Annotated in this window: 18 protein-coding genes and 1 pseudogene; 12 read left to right on the top strand and 7 right to left on the bottom strand. The window is 59.3% G+C overall.

Features of this window, described 5'->3' with window-relative positions; genetic code table 11:
- The first annotated feature begins 98 nt into the window (after positions 1–98).
- From OZ411_RS28700 to OZ411_RS28690, 3 genes are all read left to right on the top strand, one after another.
- Positions 99–2,390, top strand: coding sequence for a phage tail tape measure protein (locus OZ411_RS28700; RefSeq protein ID WP_282530663.1), 2,292 nt, complete (start codon positions 99–101; stop codon positions 2,388–2,390).
- A 50-nt stretch (positions 2,391–2,440) separates the two neighbouring features.
- Positions 2,441–2,812 carry a hypothetical protein gene (locus OZ411_RS28695; protein WP_282530662.1) on the top strand — a complete coding sequence of 124 codons (372 nt, stop codon included), beginning with the start codon at positions 2,441–2,443 and terminating at the stop codon, positions 2,810–2,812.
- A 510-nt stretch (positions 2,813–3,322) separates the two neighbouring features.
- Entirely contained in the window at positions 3,323–3,547 is a 225-nt protein-coding gene (locus tag OZ411_RS28690; RefSeq protein ID WP_282530661.1) for a hypothetical protein, read from the top strand.
- A 517-nt stretch (positions 3,548–4,064) separates the two neighbouring features.
- On the opposite strand, the gene OZ411_RS28685 is transcribed toward OZ411_RS28690, so the two are convergent.
- Complete coding sequence (locus OZ411_RS28685; protein ID WP_282530660.1) at positions 4,065–5,018, bottom strand: DUF2806 domain-containing protein; 954 nt, start codon at positions 5,016–5,018, stop codon at positions 4,065–4,067.
- A 115-nt stretch (positions 5,019–5,133) separates the two neighbouring features.
- Positions 5,134–5,613, bottom strand: coding sequence for a DUF4145 domain-containing protein (locus tag OZ411_RS28680; RefSeq protein ID WP_282530659.1), 480 nt, complete (start codon positions 5,611–5,613; stop codon positions 5,134–5,136).
- 547 nt (positions 5,614–6,160) lie between these two features.
- Between OZ411_RS28680 and OZ411_RS28675 the strand changes: the two genes are divergently transcribed.
- From OZ411_RS28675 to OZ411_RS28665, 3 genes are read left to right on the top strand one after another with little or no spacing between them, the layout of a single operon-like run.
- Complete coding sequence (locus OZ411_RS28675; protein ID WP_282530658.1) at positions 6,161–7,129, top strand: DUF2971 domain-containing protein; 969 nt, start codon at positions 6,161–6,163, stop codon at positions 7,127–7,129.
- A gap of 9 nt (positions 7,130–7,138) precedes the next feature.
- Positions 7,139–7,603, top strand: coding sequence for a hypothetical protein (locus OZ411_RS28670; protein WP_282530657.1), 465 nt, complete (start codon positions 7,139–7,141; stop codon positions 7,601–7,603).
- Between the two features lie 57 nt (positions 7,604–7,660).
- On the top strand, positions 7,661–8,155 hold the full coding sequence (locus OZ411_RS28665; protein WP_282530656.1) for a hypothetical protein: 495 nt from the start codon (positions 7,661–7,663) through the stop codon (positions 8,153–8,155).
- 149 nt (positions 8,156–8,304) lie between these two features.
- Here the strand turns inward: OZ411_RS28665 and OZ411_RS28660 are convergent, their stop codons facing one another.
- The 3 genes from OZ411_RS28660 to OZ411_RS28650 all read right to left on the bottom strand — a co-directional run bounded on the left by OZ411_RS28660 (position 8,305) and on the right by OZ411_RS28650 (position 10,395).
- Entirely contained in the window at positions 8,305–9,063 is a 759-nt protein-coding gene (locus tag OZ411_RS28660; protein ID WP_282530655.1) for a C13 family peptidase, read from the bottom strand.
- 6 nt (positions 9,064–9,069) lie between these two features.
- Entirely contained in the window at positions 9,070–9,426 is a 357-nt protein-coding gene (locus OZ411_RS28655) for an MTH938/NDUFAF3 family protein (RefSeq protein WP_282530654.1), read from the bottom strand.
- A gap of 99 nt (positions 9,427–9,525) precedes the next feature.
- Positions 9,526–10,395, bottom strand: a complete 870-nt coding sequence (locus OZ411_RS28650; protein WP_282530653.1) for a cytochrome c — start codon at positions 10,393–10,395, stop codon at positions 9,526–9,528.
- Positions 10,396–10,978: 583 nt separating this feature from the next.
- Between OZ411_RS28650 and OZ411_RS28645 the strand changes: the two genes are divergently transcribed.
- The 3 genes from OZ411_RS28645 to OZ411_RS28635 are packed head-to-tail and all read left to right on the top strand — an operon-like array spanning position 10,979 to position 14,067.
- Positions 10,979–11,431 carry a (2Fe-2S)-binding protein gene (locus OZ411_RS28645; RefSeq protein WP_282530701.1) on the top strand — a complete coding sequence of 151 codons (453 nt, stop codon included), beginning with the start codon at positions 10,979–10,981 and terminating at the stop codon, positions 11,429–11,431.
- Between the two features lies 1 nt (position 11,432).
- Entirely contained in the window at positions 11,433–13,751 is a 2,319-nt protein-coding gene (locus OZ411_RS28640) for a molybdopterin cofactor-binding domain-containing protein (protein WP_282530652.1), read from the top strand.
- 55 nt (positions 13,752–13,806) lie between these two features.
- Positions 13,807–14,067, top strand: coding sequence for a hypothetical protein (locus tag OZ411_RS28635; RefSeq protein ID WP_282530651.1), 261 nt, complete (start codon positions 13,807–13,809; stop codon positions 14,065–14,067).
- 132 nt (positions 14,068–14,199) lie between these two features.
- Here OZ411_RS28635 and OZ411_RS28630 read toward each other — a convergent pair whose 3' ends face one another.
- Entirely contained in the window at positions 14,200–15,798 is a 1,599-nt protein-coding gene (locus OZ411_RS28630; RefSeq protein WP_282530650.1) for an FAD-binding oxidoreductase, read from the bottom strand.
- 350 nt (positions 15,799–16,148) lie between these two features.
- Here OZ411_RS28630 and OZ411_RS28625 point away from each other — a divergent pair, with 350 nt between their 5' ends.
- The 3 genes and pseudogenes from OZ411_RS28625 (at position 16,149) to OZ411_RS28615 (ending at position 18,480) form a co-directional block, all read left to right on the top strand.
- Positions 16,149–17,099 carry an oxygenase MpaB family protein gene (locus OZ411_RS28625; protein ID WP_282530649.1) on the top strand — a complete coding sequence of 317 codons (951 nt, stop codon included), beginning with the start codon at positions 16,149–16,151 and terminating at the stop codon, positions 17,097–17,099.
- A gap of 346 nt (positions 17,100–17,445) precedes the next feature.
- Positions 17,446–17,700: pseudogene (locus OZ411_RS28620) on the top strand (molybdopterin dinucleotide binding domain-containing protein); the annotation flags it as partial.
- A 36-nt stretch (positions 17,701–17,736) separates the two neighbouring features.
- Entirely contained in the window at positions 17,737–18,480 is a 744-nt protein-coding gene (locus tag OZ411_RS28615) for a hypothetical protein (RefSeq protein WP_282530648.1), read from the top strand.
- 68 nt (positions 18,481–18,548) lie between these two features.
- Here the strand turns inward: OZ411_RS28615 and OZ411_RS28610 are convergent.
- Positions 18,549–18,797: DUF4082 domain-containing protein (locus OZ411_RS28610; RefSeq protein ID WP_282530647.1), on the bottom strand; the 249-nt coding region annotated here is incomplete at its 5' end.

Here is an 18,797-nt window from a genome sequence, read left to right as displayed (position 1 = left end):
CGAGTCCATGAGGCTGCCAAAGCTAACCAAATATGCGGACATGTTCGCGGACCTCGACGCGTACCGCGAGCAACACAGAAAGAAGTAAAGGGGGCACTATGTCAAACCCTTCGGTGACAGCCGTCATCAGCGCGACCGATTTAGCTTCGCCAAAAGTCCGCGAGCTAATGGCAACGCTCAAGCAAGCGCAGAAGCTTGCGGGCGAAGCATTCGACGGGGGCGTCGGCGGCAAGTATGCTGCCGGCCTCAATCAAGCGACCCTCGCGGCGAAGGGTCATCTCGGCGTACTGCATCAAATCCATTCCGCGCATAAAGCCATCGCCGCTACCGTGGCCGGGTACGCTGCCTCTAGGGTAGTTCACGGGGGTATCGAGGCGATCAAGGAATCTCTGCCGTACCTTCGCGAAGACCGGGCTATTCAAGCCCGCACCGGCTACAGCGACAAAGACATGGTGGCTTTGCGCAAGCAGCAAAACGAGCTGGCTAAAACGTACGGGGCCAACGTCGAGGCGACGCAGAAAGCACAAGAGACCTTTGGGCGCTTGAAGTACGACGCGGCCACTAACGTCGCGATCACTACGCCAACCGCTGTTGGCGCGCGGGCTATGGGTGTTACGCCCGAACAGAACGCCGAGCTTATGGAGTCGATGATAAGTCAATATGGCGTTCACTTCGATAACCCCGCAGACGCTCAGCGAAAGGCCACGCACCTAAACGACCTTGCCGCTGCGGCTACCAAGAAATCTAACATGACGTTCGAGGACGTTCTTGAATATACGAAGTACAGCGCGGCAGCCGCAAACGCAGTCAACATTTCGCCGGAGCAGAATCTCGCTATGGGCATGGCACTGCGACGCGCCGGCATCGTGGGGTCAGAGGGCGGCGTGTTCGCTCGTCAGTTATACGCCCGCGAGATGGCGCCGACGCGTAAGGGCCGGGAGATTCTTGCGCAGAACGGAATCAATATCGACGAATACGCGACCCACGGGACCGTATCGGGCGAAGGGCTGAGCGACAAGTTTGCCCGGCAGTTCGGCAAGAGCCTCAGCTCGGGAGCAATCGCCGCACTCAACAAGGAGCTTGAAGAAAACGGCGGCGAAATACTGGCCGACCGAGGAAAGTTCGCTAAGGCTGTCGTCAAGGCGCGAACCGGAGACGGTGAAAAGCTATCAGAGACCGACCGGAAGCACCTGGTTCAAGCGGCTAACGAATATTTCGACTTCACGAAGTCGGGCTTTCGCGGCGGTGCCTTGATGGATGCCGTTATTGCCACCGGCAATCCGATGTTGATGCAGGGATTCCTTGGCGACAAACAAGGCGCGCGAGGCGTGGCGTTGATGCAGAACGCCGAGCATTACAACGAGGCAAAGGGAGACCTTGCGCACGCGGACGGGTTTGCTCAGAACGTCGCCAACAAGATGAATGAAGGCCTAGCGGCGGCAACCGAAAGGCTTACCGCTTCGTTCGAAGCACTGCGAAACACGATGGTTCAGGCGAACGACGGTTGGCTTACGCCTTTGGCAAACGGGGCAACGGCCGTTGCGTCTGCCTTCACAAATCTGAGCCCCGAGGTACAGAAGGCGGCAGGCATCTTCGCGGGCGTCGCGACCGTTGCGGCGGGCGGCGGCATGGCCGTTGCATTCGGGAAGTTCCTGCTCAACGTCAATTCGCTCGCGGCCTCCGCAGGACAAGCGGCGGTTGCCTTGGAGGCCTTGGCGTTGGCAGGCGGGGTGCCTGGCGTACCAGGGGGGAAGGCCGGAAAGCCGGGCGTGTTGGGCAGTTCGGGGAAGGGCATGGTCTTCAAAACCGGGGCCGCCGCGCTTGGTGCCACGCTGGGGCCAGTGGCTGCGATTGCCGCATGGCAGGTCGCCGAGATCGCGTGGCCTCACGTCGAAGAGTGGGCAACGCGGGATGACGTAACGCCGGGCAGTGAAGCAGACCTTGAGCGGCGTCGACGCTTTGCAATGGGGCCGGCAACATGGGGTCGCGATACCGTCCCGTACAATCGGCGGAAGCGCGTGACGCTTGACGCCGATACGAGCAACAATCTCGGCGGCGCCGAAATCGGCAAGTCGGGAGGCTGGCAGGACTCAACCGTGCTCGGCGACACGAAGCCTTCGAAGGGCTTTGGCGACCCAGGCAAAACATCGACGCAGGTTGACGTTCAGGGGACCGTGAGCGGTCAGGCCGAGCTTCACGCGAATATCGCGGTGGACGTTCGCCCGACAGCGTATCTGGAATCCGTCGTCAAGCGCGCCGAAAGCGTCGCGAACATGGCGCTTAACGGCCGTCTCGGCACGAGTATGCAAGGCCCTGGCGATAACGGAACGAAGCCTAGCATGGCGGGAGCTGTAAGCTCTGGCGGACACGCATCAGCGGGAGCGAACTAAGGATGACTTTGTTTCCAGAAACCAGCGATTGGCGCGCGGGCATGCAAGACGTGTCCGCCGCGATCGACGAGACGATGGGCGAGCCGGTGACGGTTACGCCCATCATCAAGGGTAAGCCGAATTTCCCAGGTACACCCGAGCCTGACAAGGCAGTCACGGTTATAGCCGTGTTCATGGCGAAGGCCGAGACGACCTTAAAGAGCGCCGGAAGAGTTGCCGGCGGGATCGAGTTGAGTCCTCTCATCTCGACTCGCAAGCCCGTCTTCGAGTTCGATCGCAACGCGTTGCCCTGGCCGATCTTGCAGGGCTACCGCGTACAGCTCTGCCGCACGGGCGAAGTGTTCGAAGTCACGGACATAAAGCCCGACAGCGTTGCCCGCATTTGCGTGCACGTCGTGCAGCTCGGAAGGGCGAAAGAGTGATGGGTGTCATTGACTTTCCCCGATCACGGCCGCGCACCGCGGCCGTCGAGGCCGATATACCCGACATCTTGGTTCATTCGCTCGCGCGACTTCGGCAGTGCAAAGACGCAATCGACGTGCTGCGGCTGACAGACGAGTTGCCAGACAGCATCTTGCCCCATCTGACTTGGGCAGCATCACGACGTGCGGATATTCCCGCTCGCACTATCCGTATTCTGATGAAGTGTTGCGGAGAGCTTATGCTCGAAAGGGCGTTAGGCCTGCATCGTTTGCGGGTGTTGAAGACGCGCTATCCGAGAATTAGCGAGCCGTTCGAAGCTCTCTGACGGCCCTGATCGTTCTGCAAGACTGAGCTTCGCAACGGCTAAATGCTGTCAGGTTGTCAGGACTGTCATATAACACGCGCCGGTTGCGTCCTTACAAACGTTGTGACACACTCACTGAGCCGAAATTGATTTGCAAACAGGGGGAGCGGCCTGCGCCAACAGGCCCTCCATTTGGGCAGACGCAATGCAAGACATCACAATAGCAACACGTCGTTACTTCTGTTTCGGGATCAAACAGGAGCTTGTAGACCGCATGGTTCGAAAGCCCTGCGGTTCGTTCGTTCTGGTTGAAGGCCCAGAAGAGCCGGGCGGGCTTGAAGTCGAAAAGCCTTACAGTCTTGAGCATGTGTTTGAGTGGCTACAGGAGTGCCCGTGGCAGATTTCCCGGACTGTCATCGAGACGACCTAGTTCGTCTGATGGAGCTGGTTGTTACGAGGCATGTGTGGGGACGAAATCTAAGCGCAGAGCAAATGCAAGAGAAGCTAGCCTCTGCTCTCGACGAAGGCCGCCGTCATCTAGTCAGTGTTCGCAAAACGCAAAGCGGACGGTTGGAGATTGAGTTCGGCCCCGAACTAGGAGACGTAGGGCGCGCTTTCGTCGAAGCTTCCAAGAGCGTCCCGAGCAACCGGCCAAGCTAAGATGTTGCGACTCGACCAAATCGTTCCTCGCGGCCTCACGAAAGAGGAAGCGGCAGCCTATTGCGGCTGCCGCACTGAGGCGGCGTTTGACGACTGGATTCAAAAGGGCATCGTACCAGGCCCTATCCCAGGCACGCAGCGATGGGACCGCAAGGCGATTGACGTGTGGCTGGATAGGGCTTCCGGCATCCAGAGCGAGATGAAGGGAATGAGCGCTCTCGAAGAGTGGAAAGCGGCACGCGCTCAGCACCGTGGGTAGGGTAGATTGCTAGCCGCAAGTGGGCTGTTCACGGCGACTTCGACCAGCATATTTCGGTTTGGTTGTTATTTCCCAAGTCAGCAATCAAAATTTGATCAACATGGTTCTTCGGAAATTGTTCAACAAACGCTCTGACTGTTTCGAGTTTTGTCGTGGTGCGAGTTATGGAGTATATCTCGCGCCCAATACTCGTAAGGAATAAATTTGGAATTTGAAACTCAAACGGTGGCTCAATGAGGACGATTACTGCAAAGTGTCTGAAGCCGAATCGAAGAGGTACGCGCTGACCTTCAGGCACTTTATTTAAGTCGAACTTCTTATGCAGGGTACTGCCCACGCCTGTAACAAGGCCACAATCCTGCAAATGAAGTAGCTCGCTGAACTCGACTCCTTGAGTCGGCGGAAAAGGGATGGAGTCAAAATCCACAACCCTTGCAGACCACTTCTCAAATTGATTGACGACGCTTTCATCCAATTCCGAAACGAAGCGCAGCGTTCGTAGAGAGAATGTCTTTGCGCGTCGCAATTCACCCGCGAAAATGCGTCCCCATATATCCTGAAGTCGCTCCGACGAGGCATCCTCCGCGTAGCGTTCAAAGACATTAAGCCAGTCGTCGTCCGGCTTAGCCGTTTGTTCCGTGGGCTCGTCAGCAAGGTATTCGATTGCCTTCCTTGCGATCGCTTCGCGATTTGTTTGGTGACGCAACTCCTTCGCCAGCAAGGAGTGAGCTGCACGCTGGATGACCTCTGGATCATTCCAAGCGATGCTTGCGGCAGCATCAGCAACGGCCTTACTTACAACCGTCTTCGCCTCGGTTTTGTCCTTGATACCCTGCGCGACTTGTGCGAGCCACGCAGCAGGAATATCGACAGCACCACCGATCAAACGCGAGATAGCTTCACCTGCCGGACCCGCTACGATTTTCGGAAGGTTTAGTTCGTCGAGGAAGCTACCTGTTGCCGGTACGACTTCATTAGCCATCTAATGCCCTTGCCTGACCACTGTGTTTTGCTGAACCGACCCGTGCTTTACACCACGCGTATTGCGAAACCCGCGCTTCCATCCCGGCTTAGAAATTCAGTCGCAGTTGCGCGGTTCATTGCTTGCCTGCATTGCCATCGCGCTTCTGAATTCCATCCAAAGCGTTCTGAGGGAGTGCGTCGAACATTGAGTTTATTTGCTTCGGAGTCGAGATCAGCGCCTGCACTATAAGGTTGACCAAATCGAACAACTTTAGCGCGGTGGCTTTATCATCATTGAGATCAATTTGGCCGGGGTGAACTGCTTCGTTTCCGATTACCCGCAAGACGTCGAGCGCCTTCTGTATCCTAGGATCGAGGCCCTTGGCGACGAGCAGACCGATACTCGCGTTGATGTTTTTTGCTTTGGCATCGAGGTGAGGCATGAGCCTCTCTACAGCGAGTCGAAGTAACGCTGCCGCACCCCGTGGTGAAGTGTCGACGATAGCGACGGCTTCCAAAAAATCGAGCCGCACGTCTGGGGGCATATCTTCGTGCGGAGTTATGAGTGAGGAAGTTGCCGGCCAAACAATTTTGTCGAAGACCCAGACCGCCATGCGCTCACAGCTAAAGCACTTGGTTAGGTTCACGTTTTGCAAAAACTCTAGGTTGTAGTTCCCAGAACCGGACCCAAAAATTGACGGTTCGCGATCCGGGCTGATCCGAGCGCCCGTCGTCCTTAAGAGGGGACCTTTTCCCGTGCTCAGTTGAAGCCAAGTCTGATTCGCGTGAGCGCCGCAGTGTGGGCAAGTGAACGAGGCGCTATCCAGCGTAGGTGCAATTTGCTTTGTCATCTCGAAGGCCGCACAGTCTGTCCTGAATAGGTGTTGAATCATGCTTCCGCCCTCGAATGTACCCGCGCGATACCTGCGCTTCCATCTCCCGCTCTAAAAATTCGCCCCCGATCAACAGCGCCTCCACAGCTTCACGCGCGCCACCGCCGCAAATAGCAATGACTGATCGGCGGCGGTATCCAGCCACTCCACGTCTGATTGTGGGAAGGACGGAGTTGTCTTGGACATTGAATCGATTCCGTGTTAGCTGAAACCGATGAGTTCTCACTATGTTCTTGCAAGCCAAGAGTCCCCTTTAGGAGCAAACTAGTTGAGCAACGAGCTTCAGATCAGCGAAGAGCAATTTCGCGCCTATGGAATTTTCCACCCGTACGCGCTCGGTAAGACACTCGAAGCGCAGCGTCGGAATCAGCGGTTCGTCTATTATACCAGTGCCGACACCGCGATGAGGATTTTGCGTAATGGCGAGATATGGATGCGCAAGTCTCACCTGATGAACGACTATCGAGAGGTGGAGCACGGCTTTGACGGCCTCAACGAAAGCTACAAGAAAAACAAGCAACGGATGCAAGCAGTTTTTGACGGCATGTTTCCTGGCTTCTGCGAACGCCTTGAGGCGATCTTCAATAGCTGGTTGCCGCACTTCAGAATGGACAGCTACATTACTTGCTTGTCGGAGCATGATCCCTCAGAGGACCAACACGGACGTCTGTCCATGTGGCGAGCATACGGCGGTGGGGCAGGCGTGGCGCTGGTCGTAAACGGCGGGCCACTTCTACGGCCGTCGAACGCGCTGAGGGCTAATACCAGTCCTGTGGCCTACTTCCACAACGGTCAAGTGGAGGACGCACTTGCGCAGATTCTATCCAACGTAGAAGATAACCGCGATTTTTTGCAGTCTCTTGGCGATCAGCAAGTTCAAGCGAACATGTTCGCCGCGTTACGGTACGCGATACTTTGCACGAAGCATCCAGGTTTCCACGAAGAACGAGAATGGCGAGTAATCTACTCGCCGCGCTTCGCAAGATCGGAGCGCATCACATCGTCCATTGAATCGATAAACGGTATTCCTCAGTCGATTTGCAGATTGCCTCTCAGGGACTTTCCTGAAGAGGGTTTGTACGGACTTGCTCCATCCGATTTTGTTGAACGTGTGATTATTGGTCCGACCAAGTTCCCGGCAGGGATTTACGACGCGTTTGCCGTGCTTCTCGCGGATGTTGGCATTCCGAATCCCGAGCAAAGGATCATCTTTTCCGCTGTGCCCTTACGTCAGTGAATGGGCATTATGATGCCGATTTGGGTGCAGTATTCTCAAGCCTTGGCGACGCCTGCGATAGCGTTGCTTGCGATTGTAATCGCGGTCTTGCAGTGGCGAACGGCCCACCAAAAAGTCGTGCTCGACTTGTTTGAGCGCCGCATGAAAGTCTACTCGGAAATTCGAGCTGTAATCGGATCAGTGGTGAGCAGTGGCAAGCTTCCGAATGAACAACATTTTGAGTATTGGCGGGCAGCAGACGGTGCGAAGTTTCTTTTTGGTAGCAAAGTGAACAGCTATCTCACTGAGCTAAACACAACACTAGCCTACTTCCACGAAGCAGATGAGACGTATGGCGACATGCAGGGGCAGGAGCGCTCGGAAGCCATCCAGAGGCGACGGAAATACTTCGACAAGATACAGGCGTTTTACAAAGAGTTCGATCCGCTCGTTGAGCCTTATCTTGGCATGCGCCAGCGGAGGCCTTGGTTTTGAAAGCTGCATGAGAACTACGGAGTAAAGCGGCCATTTTTTAGAAGAAAGGAAAGTCCCATGTCGCCATTGGAAGCAATCGTCGGTTGGTTAGAAAAGCAGGATTCGGAAATACAAAGTGAAGTCGCTGGCTGCGCCGCATACTTGTTGTTTGAAACCGACGGCGTTCTGGCGCTCGGTGGGCCAGAGCAACTCCAGGCAGTGAAGCAGTGGCTAAGTGAACCGCACCTTCCCTCATACAGGGCCGTAGGCCGCGCCGTAAGGTTTCGAGCCTGCTTTGAATATTTTGCGGAGGGTAGATTCACCGACTCCGGTTGGAAGCTTTCGGAGGAATTGTTCCGTGAGACGATTGCGGAGGCGACACGCGACCCGAACTCAGAGGCCGCCCGGTTCGCTCTCAACGCTCAACGAATGCTGAACAACCTTCCTGCCCGAAAGGAGAAGTGGCGTCAGGTGGGGCACTCTTGGCGGGAACTTGTCGAAGCCCATCTGACAAACGAGGCGCTCAGCGATTGGAACGCTGCCGAGACGGCGAAAAGGGTGCCTGGCTCCTAGACCCGGGCGGCCCGACGTGCGGGCAGTCAGGCCGCTCGATAAACCTTTGAAAACAAAGGCTCAAATTGGGTGGGGAACCGTACGATTCGCTCCCCCGCTACCAACGGTCCCCCACCCACAGAACGCTTCACGAACGGCGCGCCCAAGAGTCAGGGACGCGCAACGAGCAACGGCTGGACGTTTTCGCCGCCTGCCATGAGGGGATTCGACGGCTCGAAGTGCTCGCGCAGTTCTCGCCTTTTGACGAGCGAGCGCGCCACAACAAAGGCGTCCTTCAGGCGTTTAGCCTGCCGGATTGCGACATTGAAAAAGGCGTCGCCGAAATAGGTCCACTTGGCTTTGTCCCGGCAGCCGAACGATGGATGGTCGGCATCGGCCGCGGTGATGACCAACGTATCGGGGTTCGCGAGACGAGGGATAAAGAGCCCGGAATAGCAGGCCGAGATGACCACCACCTTGTATCGCATACCGGTCCGCGCCAGCATGCCAGCGAGATTGGACGGCGTGAGCGTTTGCGTAAGCCGCCCCGCTTTGACTGCAAGCCCGTCGGGGGAGCCGTGCGAGGTGAGAATCAAGAACAGAACGTCGTTCTCGGCGTCCATCCCATTGGCCGCTGCCTGCAGGGACCTAGCCAGCCCTTCAATCGTTGCACCTCCGCCCTTCTTCCAATTGTATTGCACGTTGACCGGGCCGCTCCCGAAACGGCCCGCTACGATCCGTGCTGCACCGATTGCCTCGTTTCTAAACACGCCCTGATCGCCGAAAAGGCCGAAGGACACGACGCTCACCTTGCGAGCATCCTCAACGGCGTGCGCCGGCGAAAATGACGGCGCAATGGTCAAAACAAAAGCAATAAGCGGCGCGCCGAACCGGCCGATCCAACGTAGATGCACAGCTTCACCGGGCAATTTCGTTCAACAGGTCACGTGAAAGAGCCCGATCCTCCTGGCGTGCGACCGGTTGAACATCCGGATCGCCTCGGGTGTCGGCCTCAACAGCACCTCGCAGCCCTTCCTTTCGAAATAGGCTTCAGCTTGCGGTGACAGGTGCACGTTGCCCATCTGACCGGAACCAATGACGACCTGGTTGCACCCTTTCTCGAAGAGAAACTTTGCCTCGTCTTTTGAAAGCACGTGCGAGGTACCATAGAGGTTCTTTGATAGCTTCTTTTTCCGCTTTACAACTTCGCCGGAAAGACGAACGACCACATCGTACTGATAGGTCGTTCCCTCAATCGTAATCGCGCCGAATGTGGTGCTGTCAATTTTCATCGTGACCTCCTGATCAGACTCCAGGTCCAATTGCACAGTGAGGCGCCTCGACGTCGGCATCATCCTCACTCGTCGCCAACCGTAATCGAGCTTTACGATTTAGCGTTTGCCGCTTCCGCCCTCCGTTGCTCGGCTCTTCCTATGCGCCATGTGACTCAAATATGCCAAGATCAGCTCGAGTTCCTCATCGCTCAGGTCCTTTTCGGCAAACCCGGGCATCCGCTGCTCGGGCCAAACCCGAACCGAGCGCGGATCTCGGATCAGCGCGCGCAAACCGGCATCGGTGAAGTACTCCGTCGGGTTCATCGGCAAATTCAGATCGGGGCCCGCGGACGCCGATCCGGCCTGGTTCATCGTATGGCATGTGAAGCACTTGTTCACGAAGATGGTTTGGCCGTCTCGTGCCGGATGGAGCGCAGGGAGCGTGGGATCAACCGCGAGCGTGGGCCACCGCTTGGCTGGCGCATCCTGCACCGACAGACTGACAACTTGGTAAGGCCACTTCATGATTGGGACGGATGACGCTTGATCGCCGAGCCATACGATATAGAAGGGGCCTGCGCTCTTTTCCTTACCTGGAATTGGCGGCCACGGCGTGTCGGCGACCTCGATTGCCAAGTACCCGATGACGCCGTCACTAGCATAGACCAGATCGCGAGGAAGTTGGGTCACGAAGCCGTCTTGTGCCGCCGCTTCCACCACCGCATCGGGCGGAATGGGAACTCCTTCAAGTAACTTCGAGAGCGCCACGGCTCGATACGTCCGAGGAGTACGGTATGCGACATCACGCGAGGTGGTGATTTCGACGACATCCGTGCGGGCAAGCAGCGCGTCCCGATCGAAGATACGGACGCCGCCATCGGCTGACACCGTCAACGTCGGACTGGCTGCCCAAACCGACGTTGGCATTGTGAAGGCAACCAGCGAGAAAGCTAACGTGACAGCGAGCCCGATCGTCGTTGTAGGCATATCCGAAGCGTCCCTCGAACGCGGCAAGGGTAGGCGCACAATGCGACTATCGCAGAGTCACACCTATTCCCAACTCCTCCAGCCGCGAAGCCCACATTGCATGCTTGGTTTAGAATGAAACGCCGCCAATTCAGACGCTGAAAATGCGCGGCTTCACGACGAAGGAAAAAGCTGTCAGCGCCCGGAATACATCCACAAATAGGATACGTCGATCTTTATAGCCGCATACAGCTCTTCGAAAAAAAACCGTCTCGTGAGGACCACTGCGTAAGGGCTCTTGACCAAAAGCACGCCGTCCGAGCAGGCAGCCCTCGCTAAAATACAAAGGCAAACAAGGCGTTGGGAATCCTATTCGGTCGCGCTTTGTGCTAGACTTCCATCAGTCCATACCTTGAACAAAGCGAAATCAAAACAGGAGGATGGGCCGACACTGACAATCAACCAGATCCTACGGTGCAGTCTGCGGTTTCTCAGCGAGGTCAGTTTTGCCTGAGGCCATACGAGGGGATATCCCAGGATAGATGTTCTCGCTCACCTCGAGGAGACGCTCATGACGGCTCCGTCTGAAGAGGGAGAGACGATCATGATCAAGGTGAAGATTAATGGCCAGGAACAGAACTGGGATGGCGATCCCGATCTTTCGCTACTCTGGTTCATCCGTGACGAGGTCGGGCTGACCGGCACCAAGTTCGGCTGTGGCCAGGCGCTGTGCGGCTCATGCACCGTCATCGTCGACAAGCAGGCCGTGCGCGCCTGCATCACCTCCGTGTCCGACGTCGGCGGCCGCGAGGTCACCACCATCGAGGGCCTGCACCCGACCGGCGACCACCCGGTGCAGAAGGCCTGGCGGCAGCTCAACGTGCCGCAATGCGGCTTTTGCCAGACCGGCCAAATTATGCAGGCGGCGGCGTTGTTGATGGACAATCCAAAGCCTTCGCACGACCAGATCCGCGAAGCCATGTCCGGCAACATCTGCCGCTGCGGCTGCTACCAGCGGATCGAAAACGCGGTCCATCTCGCATCGACGGGAGTGTGACATGAATATCCTCACCAATCCCAACAAGCTTCGCGGTTTCGAGAAGCACATCAAAGTTCAGAACATTTCGCGGCGCAGCATCCTGAAGACCTTGGGGCTGGCCGGCGGGTTCGTGCTCGCCGCACCGGTCATGATGCGGCCGAGCTTTGCCTACGAGACCGGCGCGGGGAAGATGCCGCACGGTACTGTGGTCGACCCGCGCGTCTTCGTCTCGATCGCGCCGGATGGAATGGTCACGATCGTCGCGCACCGTGCCGAGATGGGAACCGGCGTGCGCACCAGCCTGCCCATGATCGTCGCCGAAGAGCTGGAAGCCGACTGGTCGCGCGTTCGCGTCCAGCAGGCGCACGGCGACGAAGTCAAGTTCGGCAACCAGGATACCGACGGCTCGCGTAGCACGCGGCACTATCTGATCCCGATGCGCCAGATCGGCGCCTCGGCCCGCACTATGCTCGAGCAGGCCGCCGCAAAACGTTGGGGCGTGCCGGCAGCCGAGGTAAAGGCCGTCAATCACGAAGTCGTCCACAGCGCGAGCGGACGCAAGCTCGGCTTTGGCGAATTGGCCGCCGATGCGGCCAAGGAGTCGGTGCCGAGCGTTGAAGGCCTGAAGCTGAAGGATCCCAAGGATTTTCGTTACCTGGGCAAGGGCGAGATCAGCATCGTCGACCTCCACGACATCACGACGGGCAAGGCCCAATACGGCGCCGACGTGCGGTTGCCCGGCATGAAATATGCCGTGATCGCCCGCCCGCCGGTGACTGGCGGCAAGGTGGCCTCGTTCGACGGCGCGGAGGCGATGAAGGTTTCCGGCGTCGAGAAGGTGATGGAAGTGAAGGGATGGCCGTGGCCCTCGAAATTCCAGCCGCTCGGCGGGGTCGCCGTGATCGCCCGCAACACCGGCGCGGCGATCAAGGGCCGCGACGCGCTGAAGATCACCTGGGAGGACGGCGCCAACGCCAAATATGACTCGGTCGCCTATCGGGCCGAGCTTGAGGAAGCGGCGCGCAAGCCCGGCCTCGTCGTACGCAAGGAAGGTGACGCCGAAGCCACGCTGAAAGGCGCCGACAAGGTGATCGTGGGCGAGTACTATTTGCCCCATCTTGCCCATGTCGCCATGGAGACGCCGGTCGCGGTCGCCAACGTCAAGGGTGACAAGGCGGAAGTCTGGGCCCCCGTGCAGAGCCCGGGCGGAACGCGCGAGGACGTCGCCAAGACGCTCGGCATCCCCGAGGAGAACGTGACCGTCAACGTCACCCTGCTCGGCGGCGGATTCGGGCGCAAGTCGAAGTGCGATTACGCGCTCGAAGCCGCGCTGCTCTCGAAAGAGCTCGGCGCGCCGGTCAAGGTGCAGTGGACGCGGGAGGACGATATCCGCAACGGCTTCCTGCACACCGTCTCCGTGGAGCGCATCGAGGCGGGCCTCGACAAGAGCGGCAAGGTGATCGCCTGGCGGCATCGCAGCGTCGCGCCAAGCATCGCCTCGACCTTTGCGGCCGGCACAGTGCACCAGGCGCCGTTCGAGCTCGGCATGGGGCTGGTCGACATGCCCTTCGAGATCGCCAACATCCAGTGCGAGAACCCGGAAGCGGCCGCGCACAGCCGCATCGGCTGGTTCCGTTCGGTGTCAAACGTCCCGCGCGCCTTCGCGGTGCAGTCGATGGTCGCCGAAATCGCCCAAGCCACCAACCGCGACCCGAAGGACATGCTGCTGGAGCTGATCGGTGCGCCGCGGATCCTCAACCTCACCTCGGTGAAGGATTTATGGAACTATGGCGAGCCCTATGACAGCTATCCGATCGACACCGCGCGGCTGCGCAAGGTGGTCGAGCTGGTCGCCGACAAGGGCGGTTGGGGACGGCAGGTGCCCAAGGGCCACGGCCTTGGTATTGCGGCGCACCGCAGCTTCGTCAGCTATATCGCGACCATCGTTGAGGTGGCTGTCGACGACAAGGGCAAGTTGACGGTGCCACGGGTCGATACCGCCATCGACTGCGGCACCTACGTCAATCCCGAGCGCATCCAGTCGCAGATCGAGGGCGCCGCGATCATGGGGATGAGCCTCGCCAAACATGGCGAGATCACCTTCAAGAACGGCAGGGTGCAGCAGGGCAATTACGACGACTTCCCGGTGATCCGGATCGACGAATCGCCTGCGGTCACCAACGTCTACATCGTGCCGCCCGCCAGCCCCGATACGCCGCCGAGCGGTGTCGGCGAACCCGGCGTGCCGCCGTTCGCGCCGGCGCTGATCAACGCGATCTTCGCCGCGACCGGCAAGCGCATCCGGGCGTTGCCGATCGGCAAGCAATTGGAAGTGTGAGGCGGAACGTAACTTCGCAACAACCGTTTCATCGGTCTGGACAGGAGACGGACCGATGAAACAGATTTCAGCGGCGCTCGCGCTATCGCTACTGTCGGGCGCCTTTCTTTTGGGCGCGCAAGCTGCGAGCGCTCAGACTAACCCGCCGCCGGCCACTGCTACACGGCCGGCAAAAACGCCGAAGGATCAGAGCTCTGTACCAAGCAATGCGCCGAAAGCCACGCGAACCCAAACCACCGGCGAAGGCAGCCGCGATCCGACGGTGAAGGAAATGAACGTGAAGGAGAAAGGCAAGGTCGAACGGATGGGCAAGTAGTTTGGCCCCATGACATTTGGACCTTTTCGCGTGCGGTTCGGTTCCACTGCGCGCGAAACGCTTGAGCGCTTGATCCGGCAAGGTGGGGAGCCGATGAGAGAGGATGACGATTCGAAGAAAAGTCATCACGCTTTAGGCATCAATCAGGACGCCCGGATTGAGCATGCCTTGGGGATCCAATTCGCGCTTGGCTGCCCGCAATGCGGCGGCGAAGAGCGCTGGCCGCTGTCGGTCGTACCAGGGTCTATGATCGCGACCAACGGCATGATGATGGGTGATGGTGCCGCCCGCCGTGATCAGCGCGTCGCTCGCCGCGTTCTTGATGGCCTGCCACTGTTCGAGAAGCGCGCCGTGGCGACCGCGCGCGTGGAAGGAGAAATAGGGCGCGGGACCGTCCGGGTAGACGTGGGTGAAGCGGCAGGTGACTTCACCCTTGATCCCAGTTGCTTCCAGAATCGCGCATTCGGTTGCTGTTTTGACCTTGTCGTGAAAGCTTTCGAACCGATCCCAGGTGATGGCGCTCTCGAACGTATCGTTGATGAGACCCGCCGGCGTCAGAAATTCGCGCGCATAGGGCATCCGAATAAACGCGTTGCGCCAGATGCCTGCCGCCCCTTGGAGATGCGCGTCCCTGGCTGTCGCGGGCTCCGGCGTCCCGCGGTGGTCGGCGCAGCACTCAAGTGCACGCGCGAACCAGGCGTCCAAAGGATGATCGCCCGATTCGAATGCGAGCACCATGATTGCAGCGCTGCCGTCAGCCGCCCCCGTGTTGAGGGCCTCCTGCGGGTCCAGGATCCGGCAATTGGATGGATAGAGGCCGCCTTGCGCGACCGCACGCACAGCGCACGCGGCATCGAAGAAAGAGGGAAAGCGAACCGATGCGCCAGCGCGGAACTTTGGACGGGGCTGCAATCGCATCCAGGCACGCGAAATCACCCCCAGAATCCCTTCCGAGCCAATGAACATGCGGTCGGGACTCGGTCCGGCACCCGAGCCGGGAAGTCTGCGCGTCTCCAGCACGCCAGCGGGCGTCACAACGCGCAGGCTTTCGACGAAATCGTCGATATGGGTATGAAGACTGGCGAAATGGCCGCCCGATCGTGTCGCAATCCAGCCGCCCAGAGTTGAGTATTCGAAGCTCTGCGGAAAATGCCGTAAGGTGAAGTTGTGGGGCTTGAGCTGGTTTTCCAGGAACGGACCATAGGCGCCAGCTTCGATCGAAGCGACGCGCGATAACGAATCCACTTCGATGACTTTGGAAAGATTGCGCAGATCGAGGCTGACGGCAGCCTTGTGCTTGATGCCGTCAACCCGCGGCTCGACGCCGCCGCACACGCTCGATCCGCCTCCAAAAGGTGTCAGCGAAGCGCCAACAGATCCCGCCCAGTCCATCACAGCGGAAATCTCCGACTCGTTACGCGGATAGGCCACGACGTCGGGCGCACTATCGTAATTGCCAAGCATTGCTCTAACGTAATCCGGATAGGACTTGCCATAGGTGTGCGCGGCACGATCGTAACGTTCGCTCGTGCAGAAGGGCGCGAGGGAGGGCGCCGGCACTATGCGCGGCTCCCGCAAGGAGAGCTCTTCAAGGCCCGGAACAGCGACCGTGTCGAATTCGTCAGTTCCAAATTTGACATGATAGCGGCCGAGGACAAACTTCCGTTCCTCTTCGCTCATGCCTTCGCCTTCGCGCCCCCAACCGTAATGTTTCAGCCTTGTGTCGGTCATGAGCGTTCCTCGTGTTGGTTTCGATAGTTGCTCGGATCGACGAAACAGATCTTCTGAACGCGCGCGCCGCAGATTGAGCTCGGCCGATCGAAACAATACGCCCTCGAGGGGAACGATGAAAGATCGCGCGTTTTACGTCGGCTGTTTCTTCAGCGAACGGGCGACCGCTCGGTTCAGCAAATCGCAGCCTTGCTTCGTGTGGCATGACGAAATTCCGAGCCGCCGTGTTTCGAGCGGAAGGAAATCCCGCAATGCGACAGCGCCTACGCGGCCTCGACTTACTGAATTGCGGTAGACTGCACAGAACGGGTGGAATAAGCCTATCCACGCTCGCTTTGAAAGGTGCGCATTTGGTCTCCGAGAACGACCTGGAGGCTGCTCTTGAATTCCTCCGGGCGCGGGCCGCCGGATCGGTCGAGGGCATTTTTGGTCCGGCCTCGATGACATGGAGGATCGACAGGGAGGCCGTCATCTTCCTGGGCGCCGGTCGTGCGTTGCTCCTTCAACTGGCGCATCCCTGGATTGCCGCGGCCGTGGCCGAGCACTCGCGGACCTTTGCGGATCCGATCGGTCGCTTTCATCGGACCTTTGACGTTATGTTTACAATGGTGTTCGGCTCACTCGACAGCGCCCTTGCTGCTGCAAGGTACCTCCACCGCCGCCATGCCACGATCGTCGGCCGCTTGCCCGAAGCAATCGGTCCCTTCGAGAGTGGCTCAATCTACTGCGCCAACGAGGTCGCAGCGTTGCGCTGGGTTCACGCGACGCTCGTCGAGAGCGCTCTCATCGTACACGACCTGATCTTGCCTCCCCTCACGGTCGAAGAGCGTGAGCGGTATTGGGCCGAAAGCCGGCTGTTTGGGGCGTTGTTCGGGCTGACGTCTACCAACCTACCGGCGGATTGGGCTTCATTCGCTGCCTACAGCACAAGCATGATGCAATCGGATACATTGTCCGTCAGCGCCACCGCACGCGAGCTGGCGGGACAGATCTTTGCCGGCGCACGGCCATGGTTGCGGCCGCCGCAGTGGTACCAGGCCCTGACTGCCCATCTGCTGCCAGACCGATTGCGCGTGGGCTTCGGATTTACCTCTCACGAGCGTGACCGGAAAGCCGCCGAACGTGCGTTTGCACGCATACGACGCATCTATCCCAAAATACCGACTCGCCTTCGGTACGTCGGTCCCTACCAGGAAGCGCAAGCGCGACTACAAGGAAAGCCGCAACTCGACTGGGCAACCCGATGTCTCAACAGGGCCTGGGTCGGACGGCCCCAGCTAGATGATCGCTGGAACAGATGAAGGTGCTCATGCCGATGGCGGTCATGCCGCCATGGCCTTAGCATAAGCGCGCAAGAGCTGAACCTGCTATGGGTTCATGAACTGCCTCATGCGAAGGATTGGATGAGATATCGTAGCGCTTCCGTCGGCCCTGATCTCGACGACATTGGGGCGTGGATCAGTATACTTGCCGGCAAATTGCGACGGGAACGGCCCGACCGGGGCATAAGGAAGACGCGATGAACGATACGATTGGCTACCCCGATCCCGGCCTCGATCGGTCGGACGGCTTCAAGCCACACACCTCGCACTGGGGCATGTTCTCGGCGCGTCACAGCGAGGCTGGACTCGAAGTCAGGCCTTATGCGGGGCCTGCCTTGCCGCGGTGCACATCACCGACGGCATCGCTCCCGGTGTTGTCCAGCTACCGACCGGCGCGTGGTACGACCCGATGGATCCGGAGGAAGAGACACCGCTCTGCGTTCACGGCAATCCGAATGTGCCCACCCGCGACATCGGCACCTCATCCTTCGCGCAAGGCTGCACCGGCCAGCTCACGACTGTCGAGGTGGAGCGGTTCAACGGCAATCTGCCGCCGATCCGCGCTTTCGATCCGATGTAGCGGACGTGACATGCCCGTTTGTTGGAGGGAACGTTGATGGGTTGGTTCAGTGAGGGCAAGCGGGTGCGGATCACGAACCCGGTGGGCGGACAGTTGCAGGTCGTGGCCTGTTCGCCGTTCCCCGACGCGGCTGGCGAGGCGATTCTCTGTCCCAAGTGCGACATTGACGGGGTGATCACCGCGGAGCGCCTCGCGGCGACTGCGGTGCAGTACAGCAGCTACGAGGTACCTAAGCCGAAGTGGCCCCGCCCTGGGGCGGTGCTCCCCGTCACCGTGGACTTGGCCGATCCGAACCGGTTCAGGATCGAATGGGATCAGGTGCCGACCGGGCCAGAGGCCGCCGAAAGGCTCGCCGAGACTTTACGCGCCCGGCAACTCAGCGAGCGGCTGGCTGACGCGCCCGGCCATCACGCGTTTCCCCGCGTCTGGCGGGAGGTGGAGCATGCCGCGTCGTTGCCGACGCTGGTCAACGGCCTCACTCCGCAGCAGACAGAGATCGCGCTTTCCGGCGGCGCCGCTGCCCTCGGGCTCGTGCCGGCCACGGCGAAAGTGTTGTCCGCGCACGAGGTGGGACCGAGCAGTGCACCAGGCGGGACGTGGGACATCGTCCTCTGGGTGAACCACCCGAACGGTGGGCAGGGTTGGCAAGCGGTGACCCGCATGTCCTTCAGCAGTTCCCAACGCCGCGAAAAGCGCACCACCGCCGGGTGCGAATTACCCGTCCTGGTCGACCCGGACAACCACAACCGAATCATCGTTGATGTCACGCGCCTCTCCTGAGTGGTGCGACCAGGGCTCACCAACATCGGCGCTGCGCGCGTAGAAGCTGATTGGCTCAATCGGCGAACTCACGCTGCGAGCTGAGGTTGAAACACCACATCGGCGTAGTAGTTGGAGGAGCTGAAGGTGTTGGTTGGGAAGAGTCCGGCCGAGTTCGTTCCTCCATAAGCATAGACGCCATTGCCGCCTGACGTAGCGCTGGATGGCGCCGTCAGGGCTCCGCTCGTGAGCGCGTTGGTGAAGAAGTTGCTGGTGGCTGCATACGCGCCGTTTGTGTGATAGGACGCGACATAGGTGGTGTTGGCAGCGATCGAGAC

The organism is Bradyrhizobium sp. Arg237L (genome assembly GCF_029990105.1).
Classification (GTDB): domain Bacteria; phylum Pseudomonadota; class Alphaproteobacteria; order Rhizobiales; family Xanthobacteraceae; genus Bradyrhizobium.
Note: the sequence above shows the minus strand (reverse complement) of the source record. Positions and strands in the feature narration are given on the sequence as shown.